18 protein-coding genes and 1 pseudogene are annotated in these 17,091 nt (G+C 55.6%); 13 read left to right on the top strand and 6 right to left on the bottom strand.

The genetic code is table 11. The features are described 5' to 3' along the window. The first annotated feature begins 106 nt into the window (after window positions 1-106). Both V6F78_RS13865 and V6F78_RS13860 read left to right on the top strand, forming a co-directional pair. Window positions 107-361: an FAD assembly factor SdhE gene (locus V6F78_RS13865; RefSeq protein WP_047277109.1), complete on the top strand. Its 255-nt coding sequence runs from the start codon at window positions 107-109 to the stop codon at window positions 359-361. After that, window positions 345-797 (top strand): protein YgfX, encoded by a 453-nt coding sequence (locus V6F78_RS13860; protein ID WP_094990384.1) that lies wholly within the window; start codon window positions 345-347, stop codon window positions 795-797. Before V6F78_RS13865 ends, V6F78_RS13860 begins: the two co-directional genes overlap by 17 nt. On the opposite strand, the pseudogene V6F78_RS13855 reads toward V6F78_RS13860, so the two are convergent. Next, window positions 766-957 (bottom strand): annotated as a pseudogene (locus tag V6F78_RS13855) (L-aspartate oxidase); the annotation flags it as partial. The gene V6F78_RS13860 and the pseudogene V6F78_RS13855 overlap by 32 nt on opposite strands. Window positions 958-1,000: 43 nt before the next feature. Here V6F78_RS13855 and V6F78_RS13850 point away from each other — a divergent pair. From V6F78_RS13850 to V6F78_RS13820, 7 genes are all read left to right on the top strand, one after another. Further along, the gene (locus V6F78_RS13850; protein ID WP_278450114.1) at window positions 1,001-2,440 is read left to right on the top strand and encodes a tyrosine-type recombinase/integrase; all 1,440 of its coding nucleotides are present in this window, start codon (window positions 1,001-1,003) and stop codon (window positions 2,438-2,440) included. A 43-nt stretch (window positions 2,441-2,483) separates the two neighbouring features. Continuing rightward, window positions 2,484-2,864, top strand: coding sequence for a hypothetical protein (locus V6F78_RS13845; RefSeq protein WP_047281087.1), 381 nt, complete (start codon window positions 2,484-2,486; stop codon window positions 2,862-2,864). A gap of 15 nt (window positions 2,865-2,879) precedes the next feature. Continuing rightward, complete coding sequence (locus V6F78_RS13840; protein WP_047281086.1) at window positions 2,880-3,275, top strand: BRO-N domain-containing protein; 396 nt, start codon at window positions 2,880-2,882, stop codon at window positions 3,273-3,275. Between the two features lie 905 nt (window positions 3,276-4,180). Continuing rightward, window positions 4,181-4,714 (top strand): KilA-N domain-containing protein, encoded by a 534-nt coding sequence (locus tag V6F78_RS13835; protein WP_278450118.1) that lies wholly within the window; start codon window positions 4,181-4,183, stop codon window positions 4,712-4,714. Next, window positions 4,711-5,028, top strand: coding sequence for a hypothetical protein (locus V6F78_RS13830; RefSeq protein WP_092234271.1), 318 nt, complete (start codon window positions 4,711-4,713; stop codon window positions 5,026-5,028). The genes V6F78_RS13835 and V6F78_RS13830 overlap by 4 nt, the downstream gene beginning before the upstream one ends. A 312-nt stretch (window positions 5,029-5,340) precedes the next feature. Next, window positions 5,341-5,733, top strand: coding sequence for a hypothetical protein (locus V6F78_RS13825; protein ID WP_047281081.1), 393 nt, complete (start codon window positions 5,341-5,343; stop codon window positions 5,731-5,733). A 56-nt stretch (window positions 5,734-5,789) separates the two neighbouring features. Then, entirely contained in the window at window positions 5,790-6,803 is a 1,014-nt protein-coding gene (locus V6F78_RS13820) for a hypothetical protein (protein WP_169840279.1), read from the top strand. Window positions 6,804-7,350: 547 nt separating this feature from the next. Here the strand turns inward: V6F78_RS13820 and nadB are convergent. Then, entirely contained in the window at window positions 7,351-8,955 is a 1,605-nt protein-coding gene (nadB, locus tag V6F78_RS13815; protein ID WP_047281079.1) for an L-aspartate oxidase, read from the bottom strand. A 512-nt stretch (window positions 8,956-9,467) separates the two neighbouring features. On the opposite strand from nadB, the gene rpoE reads away from it, so the two are divergent. The 4 genes from rpoE (at window position 9,468) to V6F78_RS13795 (ending at window position 13,259) form a co-directional block, all read left to right on the top strand. Next, a complete protein-coding gene (rpoE, locus tag V6F78_RS13810) occupies window positions 9,468-10,049 on the top strand; it encodes an RNA polymerase sigma factor RpoE (RefSeq protein WP_047277106.1) in 582 nt (193 codons plus the stop codon). Between the two features lie 31 nt (window positions 10,050-10,080). Continuing rightward, window positions 10,081-10,671, top strand: a complete 591-nt coding sequence (locus V6F78_RS13805) for a sigma-E factor negative regulatory protein (RefSeq protein ID WP_047277104.1) — start codon at window positions 10,081-10,083, stop codon at window positions 10,669-10,671. 7 nt (window positions 10,672-10,678) lie between these two features. Further along, window positions 10,679-11,641 (top strand): MucB/RseB C-terminal domain-containing protein, encoded by a 963-nt coding sequence (locus V6F78_RS13800; RefSeq protein WP_332727536.1) that lies wholly within the window; start codon window positions 10,679-10,681, stop codon window positions 11,639-11,641. Window positions 11,642-11,828: 187 nt separating this feature from the next. Next, entirely contained in the window at window positions 11,829-13,259 is a 1,431-nt protein-coding gene (locus tag V6F78_RS13795) for a DegQ family serine endoprotease (protein ID WP_371057692.1), read from the top strand. 104 nt (window positions 13,260-13,363) lie between these two features. On the opposite strand, the gene V6F78_RS13790 is transcribed toward V6F78_RS13795, so the two are convergent. From V6F78_RS13790 to V6F78_RS13775, 4 genes are all read right to left on the bottom strand, one after another. Then, on the bottom strand, window positions 13,364-13,855 hold the full coding sequence (locus V6F78_RS13790; RefSeq protein WP_047278206.1) for an RDD family protein: 492 nt from the start codon (window positions 13,853-13,855) through the stop codon (window positions 13,364-13,366). A gap of 94 nt (window positions 13,856-13,949) precedes the next feature. Next, window positions 13,950-14,162 (bottom strand): cold-shock protein, encoded by a 213-nt coding sequence (locus V6F78_RS13785; protein ID WP_007977299.1) that lies wholly within the window; start codon window positions 14,160-14,162, stop codon window positions 13,950-13,952. A 388-nt stretch (window positions 14,163-14,550) separates the two neighbouring features. Next, window positions 14,551-15,675 carry a glycine cleavage system aminomethyltransferase GcvT gene (gene gcvT, locus V6F78_RS13780; protein WP_047295054.1) on the bottom strand — a complete coding sequence of 375 codons (1,125 nt, stop codon included), beginning with the start codon at window positions 15,673-15,675 and terminating at the stop codon, window positions 14,551-14,553. Window positions 15,676-15,692: 17 nt separating this feature from the next. Next, entirely contained in the window at window positions 15,693-17,069 is a 1,377-nt protein-coding gene (locus tag V6F78_RS13775; protein ID WP_193076504.1) for an L-serine ammonia-lyase, read from the bottom strand. Between the last annotated feature and the right edge of the window lie 22 nt (window positions 17,070-17,091).

Genomic DNA, 17,091 nt, shown 5'->3' with positions numbered 1-17,091 from the left:
GATCCTCAAATGGATAGTTCGCGCAGGGCCTGTGGGGGCCCGACCAAAGCCGACTGGTCTATGTTGGAACGGCCTGTATACTTGCGCTCTATTTGAGGAGCGCTCCATGGTCGAAGATGTTGAACTCAATCGTCTCTACTGGCACAGCCGTCGCGGCATGCTTGAACTGGACGTGCTGCTGGTGCCTTTCGTTAAAGAGGTGTATGCCACCCTCAATGATGTTGACCGCGAGTGCTATCGCAGGCTGCTTGAGTGTGAAGACCAGGACATGTTTGGCTGGTTCATGGAGCGCAGCGAGTCTGAGGACCCTGAGCTGCAGCGCATGGTTCGCATGATTCTGGATCGTGTTCAGCCCAAGTAAGTATTTCGAATGCCGCTGGCGTGCTTCCGGGCACTTGCTGGCGGCGTATCTCGCAGCCCAGTCCTTGGCGCTGATCTCAATATGCCTTCTGTCGATTCCCCTCTGGGCCCGCATGCTCGGTGTTTTAGCGTGCCTGACCCATGGGATTTGGGTGTGGCCACGGCATATTCGCTTGACTCACCCGACGGCTATTACGGGGTTGCGCCGTACGGCCGAGGGCTGGCAGTTATGGAGCCGCGCCACGGGTTGGCAAGCGGTGCAGTTGCGCCGTGACAGCATGGCGCTGCCGGTGTTGGTGATTGTGCGCTTCAGCCGACGCGGGGAGCGCCGCGTGCGAGCGGTGTGCATTCCCCGCGACGCGCTGGCGCCCGATCAGCATCGGCGCTTGCGCGTACGGCTCAAATTCAGTCGGCGTAGGTGGTTGGCACCAGAATAGTATCCAGTGCTTCGGGCAGCATGTCCGGGTAGTCAAGGGTGTAATGCAAGCCCCGGGACTCCTTTCTCGCCATGGCGCTGCGGATCATCAATTCGGCGACTTGCGCCAGATTGCGTAACTCGATCAGGTCGCGGCTCACTTTGTAGTTGCTGTAGAACTCGACCCTATGAGGCTAAACCCAATGGATACAGGGGTTTCAGCCGATGACCGTCAACCACCGCTCCCAAAGTGGGACAAACCTGTTACAAACTGCGCTCGCCAAGCCGTACCACTATCGCCGGTCTGGTCGCTATTACCTTCGCCTTCGCCCTCAAGGAACCGTTAAGGGCTTCTTCACGCTGTCACTCAGGACTACCGACAAGGCCACCGCAATGACCATCTCCAAGGACATCCTCAAGACGCTGGCTGCTTTCCACTTGGATAACCCAGAGGCGACGTGGGATGAGCTCAGAGAACGGTTGGCAGACATCGCTGAGGAGTGCCTGACTATGGCTCATGGTGATGACTCACTTGTAGCCTACGAAATGATCTACGACGAGTTACGTCTATCGCTTCGCGAGGCATCAGCTAAAGGGCCAATGACCGTTGATCAACAAAGGGCCGCGAGCAAAGCTGAGGACATCCTTGAGGCCGCTCAGGAGCGCTTGAAGGGGAGGCCGGGCAAGCTGGTTGGGATCGTTGAGGAACTCAGAGGTGTCCCTTGTGGCACGTCTGTAGCCCCTTGTCTGTCCCTATCTGTAAACGCTTCTGAGGCTCTGACATTCGAACATCTCTCAGGGCTCTATATGGCGGAGCAAAAGGACAACGTACAGGCCAGCACTATGAGAGATGTTAAGTCGTCTTGTGCTGCTATCAGCGCTGTTCTGGGAGGTCTCGATCTTAAAGAGCACACTCGGGCTGACATGGTGGCGCTCAAGGCAAAACTCCTTGAGGACCGCAAAGGTTCCACTGTAAACAAGCTGCTGACCCGACTATCAACTGTCATGGATTGGGCTGTCCATAATGGCTATCTCGACAAGAGTTTTGACAAGGGCCTGAAGCTCTCTAAGGACGCTGACAGCTCGCGTGAGGCGCTCTCTCAGGATCAGGTCCAGTTGCTCATGTCCTACGCTAATGGCCTGTCTGCTGATGTATGGCAGCGCTGGGCGTTGTCCCTTGGGGCCATCACTGGGACCCGTATCGAGGAACTCAGGCAGTTGACCAAGGCTGACGTTAAGCAGGTTGGAGGTGTGTGGGTCATCGACATTAATAGGAATGACGGCAAAACTGCTAAAACTAAGCATTCACTTCGGGTCGTACCGTTGACCGATGGGGCCTATGGGTTTGATCTAAAGGCGTTCCTTGAGTTTGTCGAAAAGTCCGACACTCGGCTGTTCACGCTGGGTGCTGGGCAATTCTCTGGTGTGCTCAATGGGGCCCTTCGGGATGTCTTGAAGTTGAAAACTGATCGGACCCAAACATTCCACTCGTTGCGACACTCATTGGCTGGTGCCTTAAAGGCCGCTGAGGTGCCTGTGGGGACCGCTGAGGCAATCCTTGGGCACTCGTCGGGGTCTATCAGTTATGACCTTTATGGTGCGGGGAGTGCCGTGGAAGTGGGGCGTATGGCTGATGGTTTGGTAAAAGCCTTGATGGCACTTTAATGGCGTTCAGTTATGATCGTACGATTAGTTCAAGGAGCTTAAGATGCGTCTACATCTTGGTGGTTTTATTATGTTATGTGGTCTGGTTTCGGGCTGTGGGAGCCACTCTTCTAATTTACAGGTAGGGAACGAACAGTCTTATGCAAGCCTGAAAGATCAGCGAGAGGCAGTCCGTACGATCAAGGAGTACGAATCTCTGCCAATAGGTGCGCAAATTGTGAGTGAGGTTTCGGCAGGGCGGTGTCATCGGAGTTTTGTTGAGGAAGCGCCCAGTGAGGCTGCTGTATTGATCGACTTGAAAGTAGCCGCTTTCGCTCAGGGCGCAGACGGTATTATCGATGTGACTATATCTAAGGAGTCAGGTTTGAATCGGAACTGCTGGTATGTTCTTGGCGGTACGGCCAAAGCGTTCGTTTTCCAATAGCAGTAACGTAACTTTATGGGCATCGAGCTGGACGTACTGGTGGGTCACCCTGAGCATGACCTGCTCTTTGTGGCGACTCAGGTAGCCCGAGCGGCTGGCCTTAAGAACCCAAGCAACCGCGTCACTCAGTTTCGCATCGTGCAGCAAGGAAGACTCCAAGGTCTTCATCAGTGGCGTGGTGTGGAACAAGCCTACCGGCAAACGGTAGACCCAAAGGGAACCATTCCGGGGCATCCGGGCAGCTCAGTGGTGCAAGCGAACTCATGGGTGGCAAATGAGGTATGGGTCTACAAGATGCTCTTAGCCGGCCATGCACCAGCCTCTGAGCCGTTCCGCAAGTGGGTCACAGAGGAGGTCCTACCAACCATCCGCAAGACCGGCTCCTACAACGCCGAAGCAATTGTCATTTAATAACCCTCACTAAGGCCACAGCAATCCACTGACCTTAGGAGCATTCATTATGACAACTTCAGCACCAGCAGTAGTAGCACCCATTAAGCGTAGCCGTGGTCGACCATCTCTTCACATCGTCAATCCTTTCGAGGGCCTCATTGGACAGTCAACTGCATTTGGCCAATATCCATACTTCGCTTCGGACATCATTGAGGGGATCGCTCGGCTTGACTGGCACGACCGACCAATAGGAATAGGTGGTTCCTCTAAGCCGCTCTCCGTGAAGCGTCTGTTCGGCATCCTTTCGTGCCTTCCGGTAATCACAGCGGCAACCGTTCAGGAGTTCTTGGGGTTGGGTCTGCGACAGTCCCAGCGATACGTGAAGGCTATCGAGTTGGCAATGCCGAGACTGGTTAAAGCGAGCCCTGCATGCTTGATTGCTGCCATGAATGGTGACTTCTATATTGCTGGGGCGTCACCGTGGACGGACACGTTGGAGCCACCATCGACAGAGGCGCTGAGGAAACTACATCACGACCTGCGTGACCTCTGATTAAATGCCGCATACTTAAAAAGAACTACAAGACCATCTTTAAGGAAAAGCATCGGCACCAGATCGACCAGTTTCAATGAGAGAGGGTTAGTGATGAATATCACCCTCTTTCTAAGAGAGTTCAATGAACAAACTTTAAGATGCTCTTTCCTGTTATATGAATCTTTAAGAAGAACTACAGAGTTAGTTAAGCTGTGTCGTAAAAACCCTCACTAAGGCTACAGACACACCACGCCCATCGCTGGGCATCACACAGATAATCGCAGAGTCTTCCTGTTTGCTTCTTCATGCCACCGTCCAGAACCTTTGTCGGGTCTCTGCGCTGGGCTGTGGGAGCGAACCTGAGGGAGCAAACAAGAGGAATAGACAAATGATCACTGACATCAAACATAAGCACGCTGGGCACGTCATCATTATCGAAGGTCAAGCATTCAAGGCCAATGATGCAGGGCAGTGGGATCTAACTGACATCTGGCGAACCTTAAAGTTACCAGTAAAGAACGGACCTGCGCAGTGGCGGACCAAGCAGGCTAAACGAATGGAAGCTATGCAAAATTTGCACAGCTCTAATGGTGCCGGCTCATGGGCGACCAAACGCGCAACCCTTGAATATGCGGGCTGGGTCTCGGATGAATTCAAAGATATGGTCTATGACGCCTTCGAGGCGATCCTTGAGTTACCCGAAGTAGCTTTGATCGTTGCTGACAAGATGGCCTCTTTGGGAAACGATCACAGTGCATCCATCCTCAAGCGCATGACATTCAATAACAAGTGCCAATGGAGCTCTCTGGGGCACCGTAACACCGTACAGGGCCTACGCTCAGCTATCGCTAAAGGCAACCTTACAGAGGCTCAAGCAGCCGCCCTTGCAGCCAGAGACGGCCTTAGAGGATTCGCTAAATGAGCAACTTTAAGAAAACCATTCCGACAACCGCTGAGCTCGCCTTGATTAACAGGGTGTTCACCAAGCCACGTCGGACATCGCTTATTACGATCCGCGCCTTGGTCTCTAAGGTGAATGCTCCAGGCCGTTCGCGTGATCCTGAATTGGGCACTGTTTACGACCTCGCGGTGACGCTTCCCTACATTGCCCTCATAACAAACCAGCGATGCATGGAAGCGCTCAAGGAAGCTCTGGAAGACGGTCTCAGTTTAAAGACGCTTGTTCGCTGTGACTTGTCCATTCCGATGAGCAGTCAGCCGATAATGCTGGCCTGAGAACTGTCGTAAAAAAACTCACTACGGCCACGGGAATCAGTCACCCATGGTCTCCTCAAGGTCCCACGAGGCGCCCTAAGCGTCAGTAGTGGGCAATCTATGCACCACACCGGAACCTCCTCGCTGTCCGCCATTCAGCACAGAGGCGCTCCTACAGTCCCCGCCAAAGTAACCCCGCAGGACTGTGAAACCACCTTCAATCCAATACCTTTAAGCAAACCTTGTTGATCCCGTGCGGGTCTCCTTTCCCCATTGGTCACGCGATCATGGCGGCAAGGTTTGCTTATAGGTCTCTCAAAGGAGAACCCCAATATGAAGCTCGACATCCAACTCAGTGACAACTCCTTGACCGTTCAAGGCCAACCCGTGACCAAGGCTTATGCCGAGGGCGTAATGCTCGCAGGTCTTATCGCTGCTGCTGGTAAGAATCACAGTTCGATCACGGCCATCGTGCGCCAGTACATCGAAGCTGGTCTCAGTACCTCAGCATTCCCTGAGCAGACCTCGCTGGCCCGCCAAGAGATCAAAGCAGGTGAAGACCTTCGAGCAGCTCAGCTCCGTGACGCTCAGTTCCACGCAGACCGATGCGCTTCCTATCAGGCACCTACACGCCTTGAAGTGGCTCGGGCTCGTGAAGCCAAAGAGAAACGAGCAGCAGACATCCGGGCACACGGTGCGGCCATTCGCGCAGCTCGTCGTAATTGACAACAGCTAAGCGGTCCACAAAGAACATCACTTCGGACAACTCAAGGAGATCCCACATGAAAACTAACGAATACATCAAGCCCACCAACTGGTCTACCGCTCTCACTGAGCAAGGCGGCATCATCCGTTTTAACTCCTCGGCTGAGGTAAAGGACAACGGCGCGACTGGCGCTGAGACGTTCGTTGAGATCCTTACAGAGGGCCTTGACGACTACTTTAACGGCGGTGACTGGGAAGCGGCGGCAGAGGACGCAATCCCCTGTGAGTTCCGCCCTAAGGGCACTGAGCCAACCACACAGCAGATTATGCTGATGCAAGACCGTAGCGTTGAGTTCGATCCCCGTAAATCCATCTACGATGACTCGACCTTTGAGAAGGGTGAGGCAGTCGCTGGTGACTTCCTGTTCTGTGAAGCGACCCCGCACGCCGCTCTGTTCTCTTTCCGTCAAACGTTCTTCGACCACCACATGATTGCTGGCTTCACTGCCAATGGCATGGGTCAGATGGCCGAGAAGATGCTGAAAGACTTTGAGCTGTCTTGTGGGGCGACCATTGCGAAGATCCTGACCAGTGCTGCATCCACCGAGACCAAGGCACTGACTGGCTTATCGAAGAACCCACGCGAACGCGCAGAGGACATCATCGACGGCCTGACCATGAACATCAACCAAGCCGTTGGCACTTCGCTGTCTGACTTTGTGTTGCTGATTCCTGCAAAGGAAGTCGCTGGTCTTGAGCGTGCTGCTCAACGAGCTGGTTTGTCGGATGTAGAGGAGCTATTGGGTTGTGGTACGCAGTTCTATTCTGGTGAAGACCTCGGCATCTTTATGCTTCCTAAAGACATGGCCTCTCTGAGCTTCCGCCAAGATGGTGATGGCGATGTGTGGCAGATCCATGCGACCCGTAACGCCAATGCAGCAGCATGGGACGTAGAGATCATTGGTGTGGCTGATGTAATGGCTCAGGCCAAGGTGCAACTCAAGCTGGCAAACCCAGCCGACCCAGCCGAGAAGCTCCAAGTTGAGCTGGTAGATTTTCCAATGGTCACTCGTGTGACGCTGGGCGAATAGATGGATGAAGTCCTGAGGCTCCCTATGAGGAGTCTTGGGTTCTTTTAGTGATACGTTATTTCATTGCTTTAATTGGCTGGTTCAAGGAGGACCCTATGACCATGCGAAAGATGTTCGGTTAGCTGTCCTCAAGGCTATCGTTAAATCTCCCAGCTTCTGGAAGGTAGTCGCCATGATTGCCATAGTCAGTGGGGTCGCCGTGCCTGAGGGGCTCATTGAGCTTACCCACGATCTGTTGAGCGATGTAATGACAGCTATGTAGGGCGCCCATGTATGAATTCGCAGTAGTTCTTGGCTCGCAGGTTATTCAGATTTCACACAGGAACTCCTTGAGGTCCGTTTAGAATTTGAGAGAAAAATCTGAGCGATCACCTTTAATACTCTCTGGGCGCGCTTACCCCCGTAGGCCCTCGCACGCTCGCTCAGGCGCACGATAAGGACCCTTGCGGGCAGGCGTTAAGGACCCCAGCGTTGGGACAAATGTGAGCCAAAGCTGTTACAAATCGGGGTCCTATGGTGCTACGCTATGGGCTCCTAACGTGCCTCATTAGGTCGGTGTAAGGATCGTATCCTTCGCCTCTGGCAGCATCCCTGGATAGTCCAGCGTGTAGTGCAGACCCCGAGATTCCTTACGTTCCATGGCAGACCTGATCATCAGTTCCGCTACTTGAGCAAGGTTCCTCAATTCAATCAGGTCTCTGCTTACTCGGTAGTTGCTGTAGAACTCGTCGATTTCATCCAGCAACAACCGCACGCGGTGTTGCGCGCGTTGCAATCGCTTGTTGGTGCGCACGATGCCCACGTAGTCCCACATAAAGCGCCGCAGCTCATCCCAGTTGTGGGCGATGATCACGTCTTCATCCGAGTCGGTCACCTGACTGGCATCCCAACTGGGCAGGGCCACTGGAATGGCCACTTGTTGCAATTGCGAGAGAATGTCGTCAGCGGCTGCACGGCCGTACACGAAGCATTCCAGCAGCGAATTGCTGGCCATTCGGTTGGCGCCGTGCAGGCCGGTGAAGCTGGTTTCGCCAATGGCATACAGGCCCGGGACGTCGGTTCGGCCATGGGCGTCAACCATCACGCCGCCGCAGGTGTAATGCGCAGCCGGGACGACCGGGATGGCCTGGCGGGTGATGTCGATGGAAAAGCCGAGGCAGCGCTCATACACCGTCGGAAAGTGGGTTTTGATGAATGTTTCGGACTGATGGCTGATGTCCAGGTAGACGCAATCAATGCCCAGGCGCTTCATCTCATGGTCAATGGCGCGGGCGACGATATCGCGAGGCGCCAGTTCACCGCGCGGATCAAAGCGGTGCATGAATCGCTCGCCATTTGGCAGTTTTAAATGCGCGCCTTCGCCGCGCAGGGCTTCGGTGATCAAAAAGCTTTTGGCTTGCGGGTGGTACAGGCAGGTGGGATGAAACTGGTTGAACTCCAGATTCGCCACTCGGCAGCCCGAGCGCCAGGCCATGGCAATACCATCGCCACAGGCGCCATCCGGGTTGCTGGTATAGAGGTAGACCTTGGCGGCTCCGCCGGTCGCCAGAATGGTGAAGCGCGCCCCGAACGTGTCGACTTCCCCGGTGCTGCGATTGAGTACATAGGCGCCAAGGCAGCGATCGCCCTCCAGGCCCAGTCTGCGCTCGGTGATCAGGTCCACCGCTACCCGTTGTTCGAGCAGCTCAATGTTGGGCCGTTGCTGTGCCTGTTCGAGCAAGGTTTTGAAAATGGCCGCGCCAGTGGCATCGGCGGCGTGGATGATGCGCCGATGACTGTGCCCGCCTTCACGGGTGAGGTGAAACTCAAAACCGGCATGCTGCGGGTCGGCGGGTTCATCGCGGGTGAAGGGCACGCCTTGATCGATCAGCCACTGAATGGCTTCGCGGCTGTGTTCGACGGTGAAACGCACGGCGTCTTCATGACACAGCCCGCCACCGGCGTTAAGCGTGTCTTCGACATGGGATTGAACGGTGTCGGTATCATCCAGCACGGCGGCCACGCCACCTTGTGCCCAGAACGTCGAGCCATTGGCCAGATCGCCCTTACTCAGGACTGCAATGCGCAAATGGCTGGGCAGGGTAAGCGCGAGGCTCAAACCGGCAGCGCCGCTGCCAATCACCAGCACATCATGTTGAAAATGTTGGCTCATTCTTCTGACGTCCGCAAAAAAAGCGCCCACTAGTATATAGAGGGGGGGATCGGCACAATAGCCGGGCCTTTATGGCATTGTGAAACTACAGCGGGCACGAAGTGTGCCTCACTCGTGTGGGATCTGTATGCCGATTTGCAGAATTAATCTGCCAGAATCGTTCGGGCCCCAGGGGTGTAGAGCACCCTGACGATGCAGTGAAACAATGCGCGGCACCTCGCCAGAATATTGAACTTTTTCTACAGGCCAATGTTCCATAGAGGGTTGCCCATCATGAAGGGGAGCAGCGTTGGCTTTGAAGCGGAGCTTGCGGTACGGCTTCAGCAGGTAAATTCAACGACAAGATTATCGACGCAGCCGGCAAGGCCCGAGCTGCGTTTTCGTGCGTGCCAAATCCGAGTGCGCAGGAAACTTGCCAGGGGGAGAGAACTTTTGCGCAATGCCCGAGTCTATGTTTGCAAGCCTGATCACTTAGCAAAGCAATCTCCCTCTCGGTCTTATGAGGAGTATTCATGCTAACCCAGGAAGAGGATCAGCAGCTGGTCGAGCGCGTACAGCGTGGCGACAAGCGTGCATTTGATCTGCTAGTGCTGAAATACCAGCACAAAATTCTCGGGTTGATCGTGCGTTTTGTGCACGACACCCATGAAGCCCAGGACGTTGCACAAGAAGCCTTTATTAAGGCTTACCGGGCACTTGGTAATTTTCGCGGTGACAGCGCTTTTTATACCTGGCTGTACCGTATCGCCATTAACACGGCGAAAAACTACCTGGTATCACGCGGTCGACGTCCGCCTGACAGTGATGTGAGTTCTGAGGACGCTGAGTTTTACGATGGTGACCACGGACTCAAAGATCTTGAATCGCCGGAGCGCGCATTGCTCCGTGACGAGATCGAAGGGACCGTTCATCGCACGATTCAGCTATTACCAGAAGATCTACGAACGGCGTTAACTTTACGCGAATTCGACGGTCTGAGTTACGAGGACATTGCGAGCGTCATGCAATGTCCGGTGGGTACCGTGCGCTCCCGGATTTTCCGCGCTCGGGAAGCCATCGATAAAGCCCTGCAACCTTTGTTGCAGGAAACCTGAGACAGCGGCGACAGCCAAGAGAGGAACCGCCATGAGTCGTGAAGCCCTGCAGGAATCGCTGTCCGCGGTGATGGATAACGAAGCGGACGAACTGGAACTACGTCGGGTGTTGAATGCCTTCGACGATGCGCACACACGTGATACCTGGTCGCGTTACCAGGTGGCCCGTGCGGCAATGCACAAGGATTTGATGATTCCACGGCTGGACATCGCATCGGCCGTATCGGCTGCATTGGCCGAAGAGCAAACCCCGGCCAAAGTGGCCCGTGGTCCCTGGAAGAGCATTGGCCGTCTGGCTGTTGCTGCTTCGGTGACCGTGGCAGTACTGGCAGGTGTAAGGCTTTACAACCAGGATGACATCGTGGGTGCGCAACTTGCCCAGCAAGGCAGCCAGCCAAGCATGAGCGCTCCGATGGTTAAAGGTCCTGCGGTATTGGCCAATTACAGCGAAAGCGCCGATCAGGCGACGGGTCCGATGGCTAACGGTGTACTGCAAGGCCAGTCCGGCTGGCAGGATCAGCGTTTACCCGGCTACCTGCGTCAGCATGCCCAGCAAGCCGCCATGAAAGGCACTGAAGGTGTCCTGCCATACGCTCGTGCAGCCAGCCTGGAAAACCGTTAAGACCACCATGCGCGTCCTCCCTCTGTTACCGCTGTTGCTCAGTGGCTGGTTTGCAGTACCAGCCCATGCCGATGAAGCCCAGGACTGGCTTAAACGTCTCGGTCAGGCTGAGCAGCAGCAGAGCTATCAAGGCACTTTCGTCTACGAACGCAACGGTAGTTTTTCTACCCACAGCATCTGGCACTTGGTGCAGGATGGGAACGTTCGTGAGCGCTTGCTGCAACTTGACGGCCCTGCGCAAGAGGTCGTTCGCACCAATGGCCGTACTGAATGTGTAACGGGCAAGCTGGTTTCCGGGCTCGCAGGGGTATCTGCAACGGCGGTACGTAAACTGGATGTCGATAAAATCAGCAACTGGTACAGCGTCGCCAAGTCGGGTGATTCGCGCGTAGCAGGGCGGCCCGCTGCCATCATCTCACTGACCCCACGGGATCAGCACCGCTATGGGGTTGAGTTGTATCTGGATAAACAGACCGGTCTGCCGCTCAAGTCATTGTTACTCAATGACAAGGGGCAGTTGCTGGAGCGCTTCCAGTTCACCGAACTCGATCCTCATACGCCAGAGGTCACCTCGCTCAACCCCGGCGCTCAATGCCGTCAGATCGCTGCTCTGGAGCCCAAAGACCTTGTCGTCAAGCAAGTCAATAATTGGCACTCCGACTGGCTGCCTCCGGGCTTTGAATTGGTCAACAGCACCGTTCACCGTGATCCGAAGAGCAAATCCGAAGTCACCAGTCTCTTGTACGACGACGGTTTGACACGATTTTCTGTCTTTCTTGAGCCTCTCAATGGCGCTTCAGCCCCTGATACACGGGTCCAGCTAGGGCCTACTGCGGCGGTTTCAAGGCATCTCACCACCAATAATGGCGATATGCTCGCCACGGTGGTCGGGGAAATCCCGATCGGAACCGCTGAGCGCATTGCATTGAATATGCGCCCGGGTCAGGCCTCCACACAGGCCAAGCCATAGTGGTGTGCAGAAATGTCTGGTGAAGAATTTCATTTGCCAAACGTTTCATCTTTTTCTATAGGTCAGAGCCCTAAAGGCTCTGGCCTTGTTTGTTTTCGGGTATCCAAAATTAAGGTCTATGCTTTGACCTTGAACTTTGAATGCCAGCCGCTTAACTCTGCTTGCTATTAACGGGAGCTGTATGTCGATGCCTCGATTGAAAAATTACTTACCCATTTTTGCGGCCGTGATGATGCTAGGGCAGGCAGTCCCGGCCCTGGCTGATGCGCCGGTGGTGCAACTGCCGGACTTTACGCAATTGGTGGAACAAGCTTCCCCGGCGGTCGTCAACATCAGTACTACGCAGAAACTCCCGGAACGTCGCGTCTCCAACATGGGGCAAATGCCAGATCTGGAAGGCTTGCCGCCAGGCCTGCGTGACTTCTTCGAACGCAGCATTCCGCAGCCACCGCGCAGCGGCGGCGGGCGTCAGCGCGAGGCCCAGTCCCTGGGTTCGGGTTTCATCATTTCTCCTGACGGGTACATCCTGACCAACAATCACGTGGTGGCCGATGCGGATGAAATTATCGTTCGCCTGTCAGACCGCAGCGAAATGAAAGCGAAATTGATCGGCACTGATCCGCGCTCCGACGTGGCGCTGCTCAAAATCGAAGGCAAAAACCTGCCCGTGCTTAAACTCGGCAAGTCTCAAGACTTGAAGGCTGGCCAATGGGTGGTTGCCATCGGTTCACCGTTTGGTTTCGATCACACAGTGACCCAAGGCATCATCAGCGCCATCGGCCGCAGCCTGCCGAACGAAAGCTATGTGCCGTTCATCCAGACCGACGTGCCCATCAACCCCGGTAACTCGGGCGGTCCGTTGTTTAACCTGGCCGGTGAAGTGGTCGGTATCAACTCCCAGATCTACACCCGCTCAGGCGGCTTTATGGGCGTGTCGTTCGCAATCCCTATCGATGTGGCGATGGACGTGTCCAACCAGCTCAAAAGCGGTGGCAAGGTCAGCCGTGGCTGGCTGGGCGTAGTGATTCAGGAGGTCAACAAAGACCTGGCTGAATCCTTCGGTCTGGAAAAGCCTGCCGGTGCGCTGGTGGCTCAGGTACTGGAAGACGGTCCGGCTGCCAAAGGCGGGCTGCAAGTGGGGGATGTGATCCTCAGCATGAACGGTCAGCCGATTGTCATGTCAGCCGATTTGCCGCATCTGGTAGGCGCACTCAAGGCCGGCAGCAAGGCAAGCCTTGAAGTCGTGCGCGACGGCAAGCGTAAAACCCTCGACCTGACCGTGGGCGCCATCCCCGATGAAGGCAAGGAAATGGATTCGCCAAGCGGCGCAGAGCGCAGCAGCAACCGTCTGGGCGTTTCTGTGGCGGACTTGAGTGACGAGCAGAAGAAAACCAACGACATCAAAGGTGGCGTGATCATCAAGGATGTCCAAGATGGCCCGGCAGCCTTGATTGGTCTGCGTCCAGGCGACGTCATCACGCACCTGAACAACCAGGCGATCAGCGATGCCAAGCAGTTCACTGAAATTGCCAAGGCATTGCCGAAAAACCGTTCGGTGTCGATGCGCGTCCTGCGTCAAGGCCGTGCCAGTTTCATTACTTTCAAACTGGCTGAGTAAGCAGTGGGCTCGCCTGGGGTGAGGGAGGTTATCGCCACCTGAGGTGAGCACTGCACAACAAAAAAGCCCGTATCAAGCGATACGGGCTTTTTTTGTGCGGCGTGTTATTTCTTTTTTTGCTTGGGAATTCTGACGAGCTGCGTGTTGGAGTACATGTCATGCCAGGTGCGTTTTTGCTTGTCGATCAATGACCAGAAAAAACCCAGCCCGAAACATAACCACGAGCCGATGGACACAATAAAACGCAACAGCGCCTGCCACAGACTGATAGCTGTTCCGTCTGCGTTCTGAACACGAACCCCCCACACTTGCATGCCCAGGGTTTGCCCGGAGTGGGTCCAGAACTTGGCAAAGAAGCCGAACAAGACAAAAAACAGGAGTGTCGACAGCAGCGGATCGCCGTCAAGGGCACCGGCTTCAGACAAGGCACGCATTTTGGCCTCGCCGATAAAAGCCATCATGATCAGTTTGTAAAGGAACGTGGTGACGATCATCAGCGCCGTGCACAACAAAAAATCGTAGAACATGGCTGCCAGGCGGCGCCCCAGTCCAGCGGCGGGAAACACGCCTTGAGGGCTTAACGGTTGTTTCGACATGGCAGGGTCTCTAAAAGAAAAAAGCCATCTTACGGAATTGCGCCCATAAAAAAGCCTCTGATGTCACCATCAGAGGCTTTTCTGTACGAGAACGTTAAGCTTCGGCTTGAACTTCGTCAGCCTGCATGCCTTTTTGGCCCTGCACGGCGATGAAGGTGACTTTCTGGCCTTCTTTCAGGCTCTTGAAGCCGTTGCCCTGAATGGCGCGGAAGTGCACGAACAGATCCGGTCCGCTTTCCGGCGTGATAAAACCAAAACCTTTCTCATCGTTAAACCACTTAACGGTACCGCTCTGACGTTGGGACATTTCTTAATTCCTTGACGCTAACAATTAATGACAGTCTCTTTCACCTGAAAGAGTACTGGTGCTGGGTTGCAGGAAAGTAAGAGACGTCGAACGGGTTGTAGCAAACTTAGAGCTACTGCCCAGGTCACGATTCCAGCGACCCATGCAAACACAGTGAGCAAACTCTACGACAACTTAGACGATAAAAACAAGCCCCGAAAATAAACCGTCTATCCCTGATTTTCAGAGGCCCCGGCGCTTTTTTGCAGCACAGTGACGGTATAGAAAGGTTCAATTATTTTCGACATTAAGTGCACGCTTTCACTATCGAAAGTTTGCACGGTAATGGGGCAGTTGCATGACACGCGCATGGCGTAAACATGCAACTGTGTAACTTCCAGTGAAGCGTTTAACCTCTGTAATAACGCTGCGGTACAAACGGCATTTTGGACACTTTCATCGCGACTCGCTTACCGCGCACGATTGCCCAGACTTCGCTGTCGACAGGCGTATGGTTGAAGTCCAGATAGCCCATGGCGAGCGGGGCTCCCAGCGTCGGACCAAACCCACCGCTGCACACTTGGCCAATAACAGTGCCCTCAGCATCCACAATCTCGGCTCCTTCGCGCACGGGTGTTCGCTCTTGGGGCAGCAGGCCGACCCGTTTGCGTGCAACGCCGCCTTGTTGTTGGGCGAAGATTGTTTCTGCCCCCGGGAAGCCGCCTGCACGAGGCCCGTCTGCGCGGCGCGCCTTTGAAATGGCCCACAGCAAACTGGCTTCGATCGGTGTGGTGGCTTCATTCATGTCATGGCCGTACAGGCACAACCCGGCTTCGAGTCGCAGCGAGTCCCGCGCACCCAGGCCGATGGCCTTGACTTCGGGTTGGTCGAGCAAATGACGCGCCAGTGCTTCAGCTTGTTCGCGCGGTACTGAAATCTCAAAACCGTCCTCACCGGTATAGCCAGAGCGACTGACGTAGCAGTCCGCGCCCATCAGTTTGACCGGGGCAAATTGCATGAATGTCATCTTGGCCACGTCCGGTGCCAAACGCGCCAGCACGTTGACTGCATCAGGACCTTGCAAGGCGAGCAGTGCGCGCGATTCAAACAGCGGTTCAATCTCGCAGCGATCGCCCAAGTGTTGACGCAGGTGCGCGAGGTCCTGTTCCTTGCAGGCGGCGTTGACCACCAGAAACAACGTGTCATTGCCCAGATTGGCCACCATCAGGTCATCCAGAATGCCGCCTTGCTCGTTGGTAAACATGGCATAGCGCTGCATGCCCACCGGCAGGTCGAGGATATCCACCGGGACCAGCGTCTCCAGGCCTTGGGCTGCCTGCGCACCGCGCAGCCGGATCTGGCCCATGTGCGAGACATCGAACAACCCGGCGTGCTCACGGGTGTGTAAATGCTCCTTCAGCACGCCCAGCGGGTATTGCACCGGCATGTCATAGCCGGCAAACGGCACCATGCGCGCGCCTAGCTCCAAGTGAAGGGCGTGCAGCGGGGTTTTAAGCAGGGGTTCGGTAGACATTCATGACTCCTTGAAAATCAGCACTCAATAATGTTGACGGCCAGGCCGCCGCGAGCCGTTTCTTTGTATTTGCTTTTCATGTCGGCGCCGGTCTGGCGCATGGTGCGGATCACTTTATCCAGCGAAACAAAATGCTGGCCGTCGCCGCGCAGGGCCATGCGCACTGCGTTGATGGCTTTCACTGAACCCATGGCGTTGCGCTCGATACAAGGCACTTGCACCAGACCGCCAATGGGGTCGCAGGTCAGCCCCAGGTTGTGTTCCATGCCAATTTCGGCGGCGTTTTCGACTTGCTGCACCGTGCCGCCGAGCACCTCGCACAAGGCACCTGCGGCCATGGAGCACGCCACGCCGACTTCACCCTGGCAGCCCACTTCGGCCCCGGAAATCGACGCGTTTTCTTTGTACAAAATGCCGATGGCCGCCGCCGTCAGCAAAAAGCGCACCACGCCGTCTTCATTGGCGCCACCGATAAAGCGCATGTAGTAATGCAGCACCGCCGGAATAATGCCGGCCGCGCCGTTGGTCGGTGCCGTGACCACACGGCCACCGTTGGCGTTTTCTTCGTTCACCGCCAGCGCGTACAGGTTGACCCAGTCGAGCACCGACAACGCGTCGCGCAATGAGGCTTCAGGGTGGGCGCATAACTGACGATGCAAGGCCGCGGCCCGACGTTTGACCTTCAACCCGCCAGGCAGAATGCCTTCATGGCGACAGCCCGCGCTGACGCAGTCCTGCATCACTTGCCAGATGTTCAACAACCCGCTGCGGGTCTCGGCTTCGGGTCGCCACGCCCGCTCGTTGGCCAGCATGACCTGGCTGATCGACAGGTGGTGGGTGACGCAGTGGCGCAACAGGTCTTTGGCGGTCTTGAACGGGTAAGTGAGTTCGGTGCTGTCCTCGACGATCCGGTCAGCGCCCGCCGCCCCTTCGTCCACCACAAAGCCGCCCCCCACCGAGTAATACTCGCGGCTGCGGATCTGAATGCCTGCGTCGTCCAGGGCGCGAAAAATCATGCCGTTCGGGTGATAGGGAAGGGGTTTACGAATCATCGCCAGGTGCAGCTTTTCGTTGAACTCGATGCTGTGGTGGCCCAGCAGGTTGAGGTGGCCGCTGTGGCGAATCGTGGCCAGACGTTCGTCCACGGTGTCCGTATTGACGGTGTCGGGGTGTTCGCCTTCGAGCCCCAGCAGCACCGCCTTGTCACTGCCGTGACCTTTGCCGGTGGCCCCGAGCGAGCCATACAGTTCCACTTTGACGCAGGCGGTTTGTTGCAATAGCGCATCACGCTGCAACCCTTCAACAAACCGCACAGCGGCCCGCATGGGACCAACGGTGTGTGAGCTGGAAGGGCCGATGCCAATTTTGAACAGGTCGAACACGCTTAACGACATGGGGTTCTCCGGTTTCTTATAA

Origin of the sequence: Pseudomonas sp. ESBL9, assembly GCF_036668715.1 — a bacterium.
GTDB classification, from domain to species: domain Bacteria; phylum Pseudomonadota; class Gammaproteobacteria; order Pseudomonadales; family Pseudomonadaceae; genus Aquipseudomonas; species Aquipseudomonas lundensis.
This window is presented reverse-complemented; position numbering and strand designations above follow the sequence as displayed.

Coding starts and splice junctions, on each gene's coding strand:
- V6F78_RS13865 (WP_047277109.1), top strand. CDS start 107: ATGGTCGAAGATGTTGAACTCAATCGTCTCTACTGGCACAGCCGTCGC.
- V6F78_RS13850 (WP_278450114.1), top strand. CDS start 1,001: ATGACCGTCAACCACCGCTCCCAAAGTGGGACAAACCTGTTACAAACT.
- V6F78_RS13845 (WP_047281087.1), top strand. CDS start 2,484: ATGCGTCTACATCTTGGTGGTTTTATTATGTTATGTGGTCTGGTTTCG.
- V6F78_RS13840 (WP_047281086.1), top strand. CDS start 2,880: ATGGGCATCGAGCTGGACGTACTGGTGGGTCACCCTGAGCATGACCTG.
- V6F78_RS13835 (WP_278450118.1), top strand. CDS start 4,181: ATGATCACTGACATCAAACATAAGCACGCTGGGCACGTCATCATTATC.
- V6F78_RS13830 (WP_092234271.1), top strand. CDS start 4,711: ATGAGCAACTTTAAGAAAACCATTCCGACAACCGCTGAGCTCGCCTTG.
- V6F78_RS13825 (WP_047281081.1), top strand. CDS start 5,341: ATGAAGCTCGACATCCAACTCAGTGACAACTCCTTGACCGTTCAAGGC.
- V6F78_RS13820 (WP_169840279.1), top strand. CDS start 5,790: ATGAAAACTAACGAATACATCAAGCCCACCAACTGGTCTACCGCTCTC.
- nadB (WP_047281079.1), bottom strand. CDS start 8,955: ATGAGCCAACATTTTCAACATGATGTGCTGGTGATTGGCAGCGGCGCT.
- rpoE (WP_047277106.1), top strand. CDS start 9,468: ATGCTAACCCAGGAAGAGGATCAGCAGCTGGTCGAGCGCGTACAGCGT.
- V6F78_RS13805 (WP_047277104.1), top strand. CDS start 10,081: ATGAGTCGTGAAGCCCTGCAGGAATCGCTGTCCGCGGTGATGGATAAC.
- V6F78_RS13800 (WP_332727536.1), top strand. CDS start 10,679: ATGCGCGTCCTCCCTCTGTTACCGCTGTTGCTCAGTGGCTGGTTTGCA.
- V6F78_RS13795 (WP_371057692.1), top strand. CDS start 11,829: ATGCCTCGATTGAAAAATTACTTACCCATTTTTGCGGCCGTGATGATG.
- V6F78_RS13790 (WP_047278206.1), bottom strand. CDS start 13,855: ATGTCGAAACAACCGTTAAGCCCTCAAGGCGTGTTTCCCGCCGCTGGA.
- V6F78_RS13785 (WP_007977299.1), bottom strand. CDS start 14,162: ATGTCCCAACGTCAGAGCGGTACCGTTAAGTGGTTTAACGATGAGAAA.
- gcvT (WP_047295054.1), bottom strand. CDS start 15,675: ATGTCTACCGAACCCCTGCTTAAAACCCCGCTGCACGCCCTTCACTTG.
- V6F78_RS13775 (WP_193076504.1), bottom strand. CDS start 17,069: ATGTCGTTAAGCGTGTTCGACCTGTTCAAAATTGGCATCGGCCCTTCC.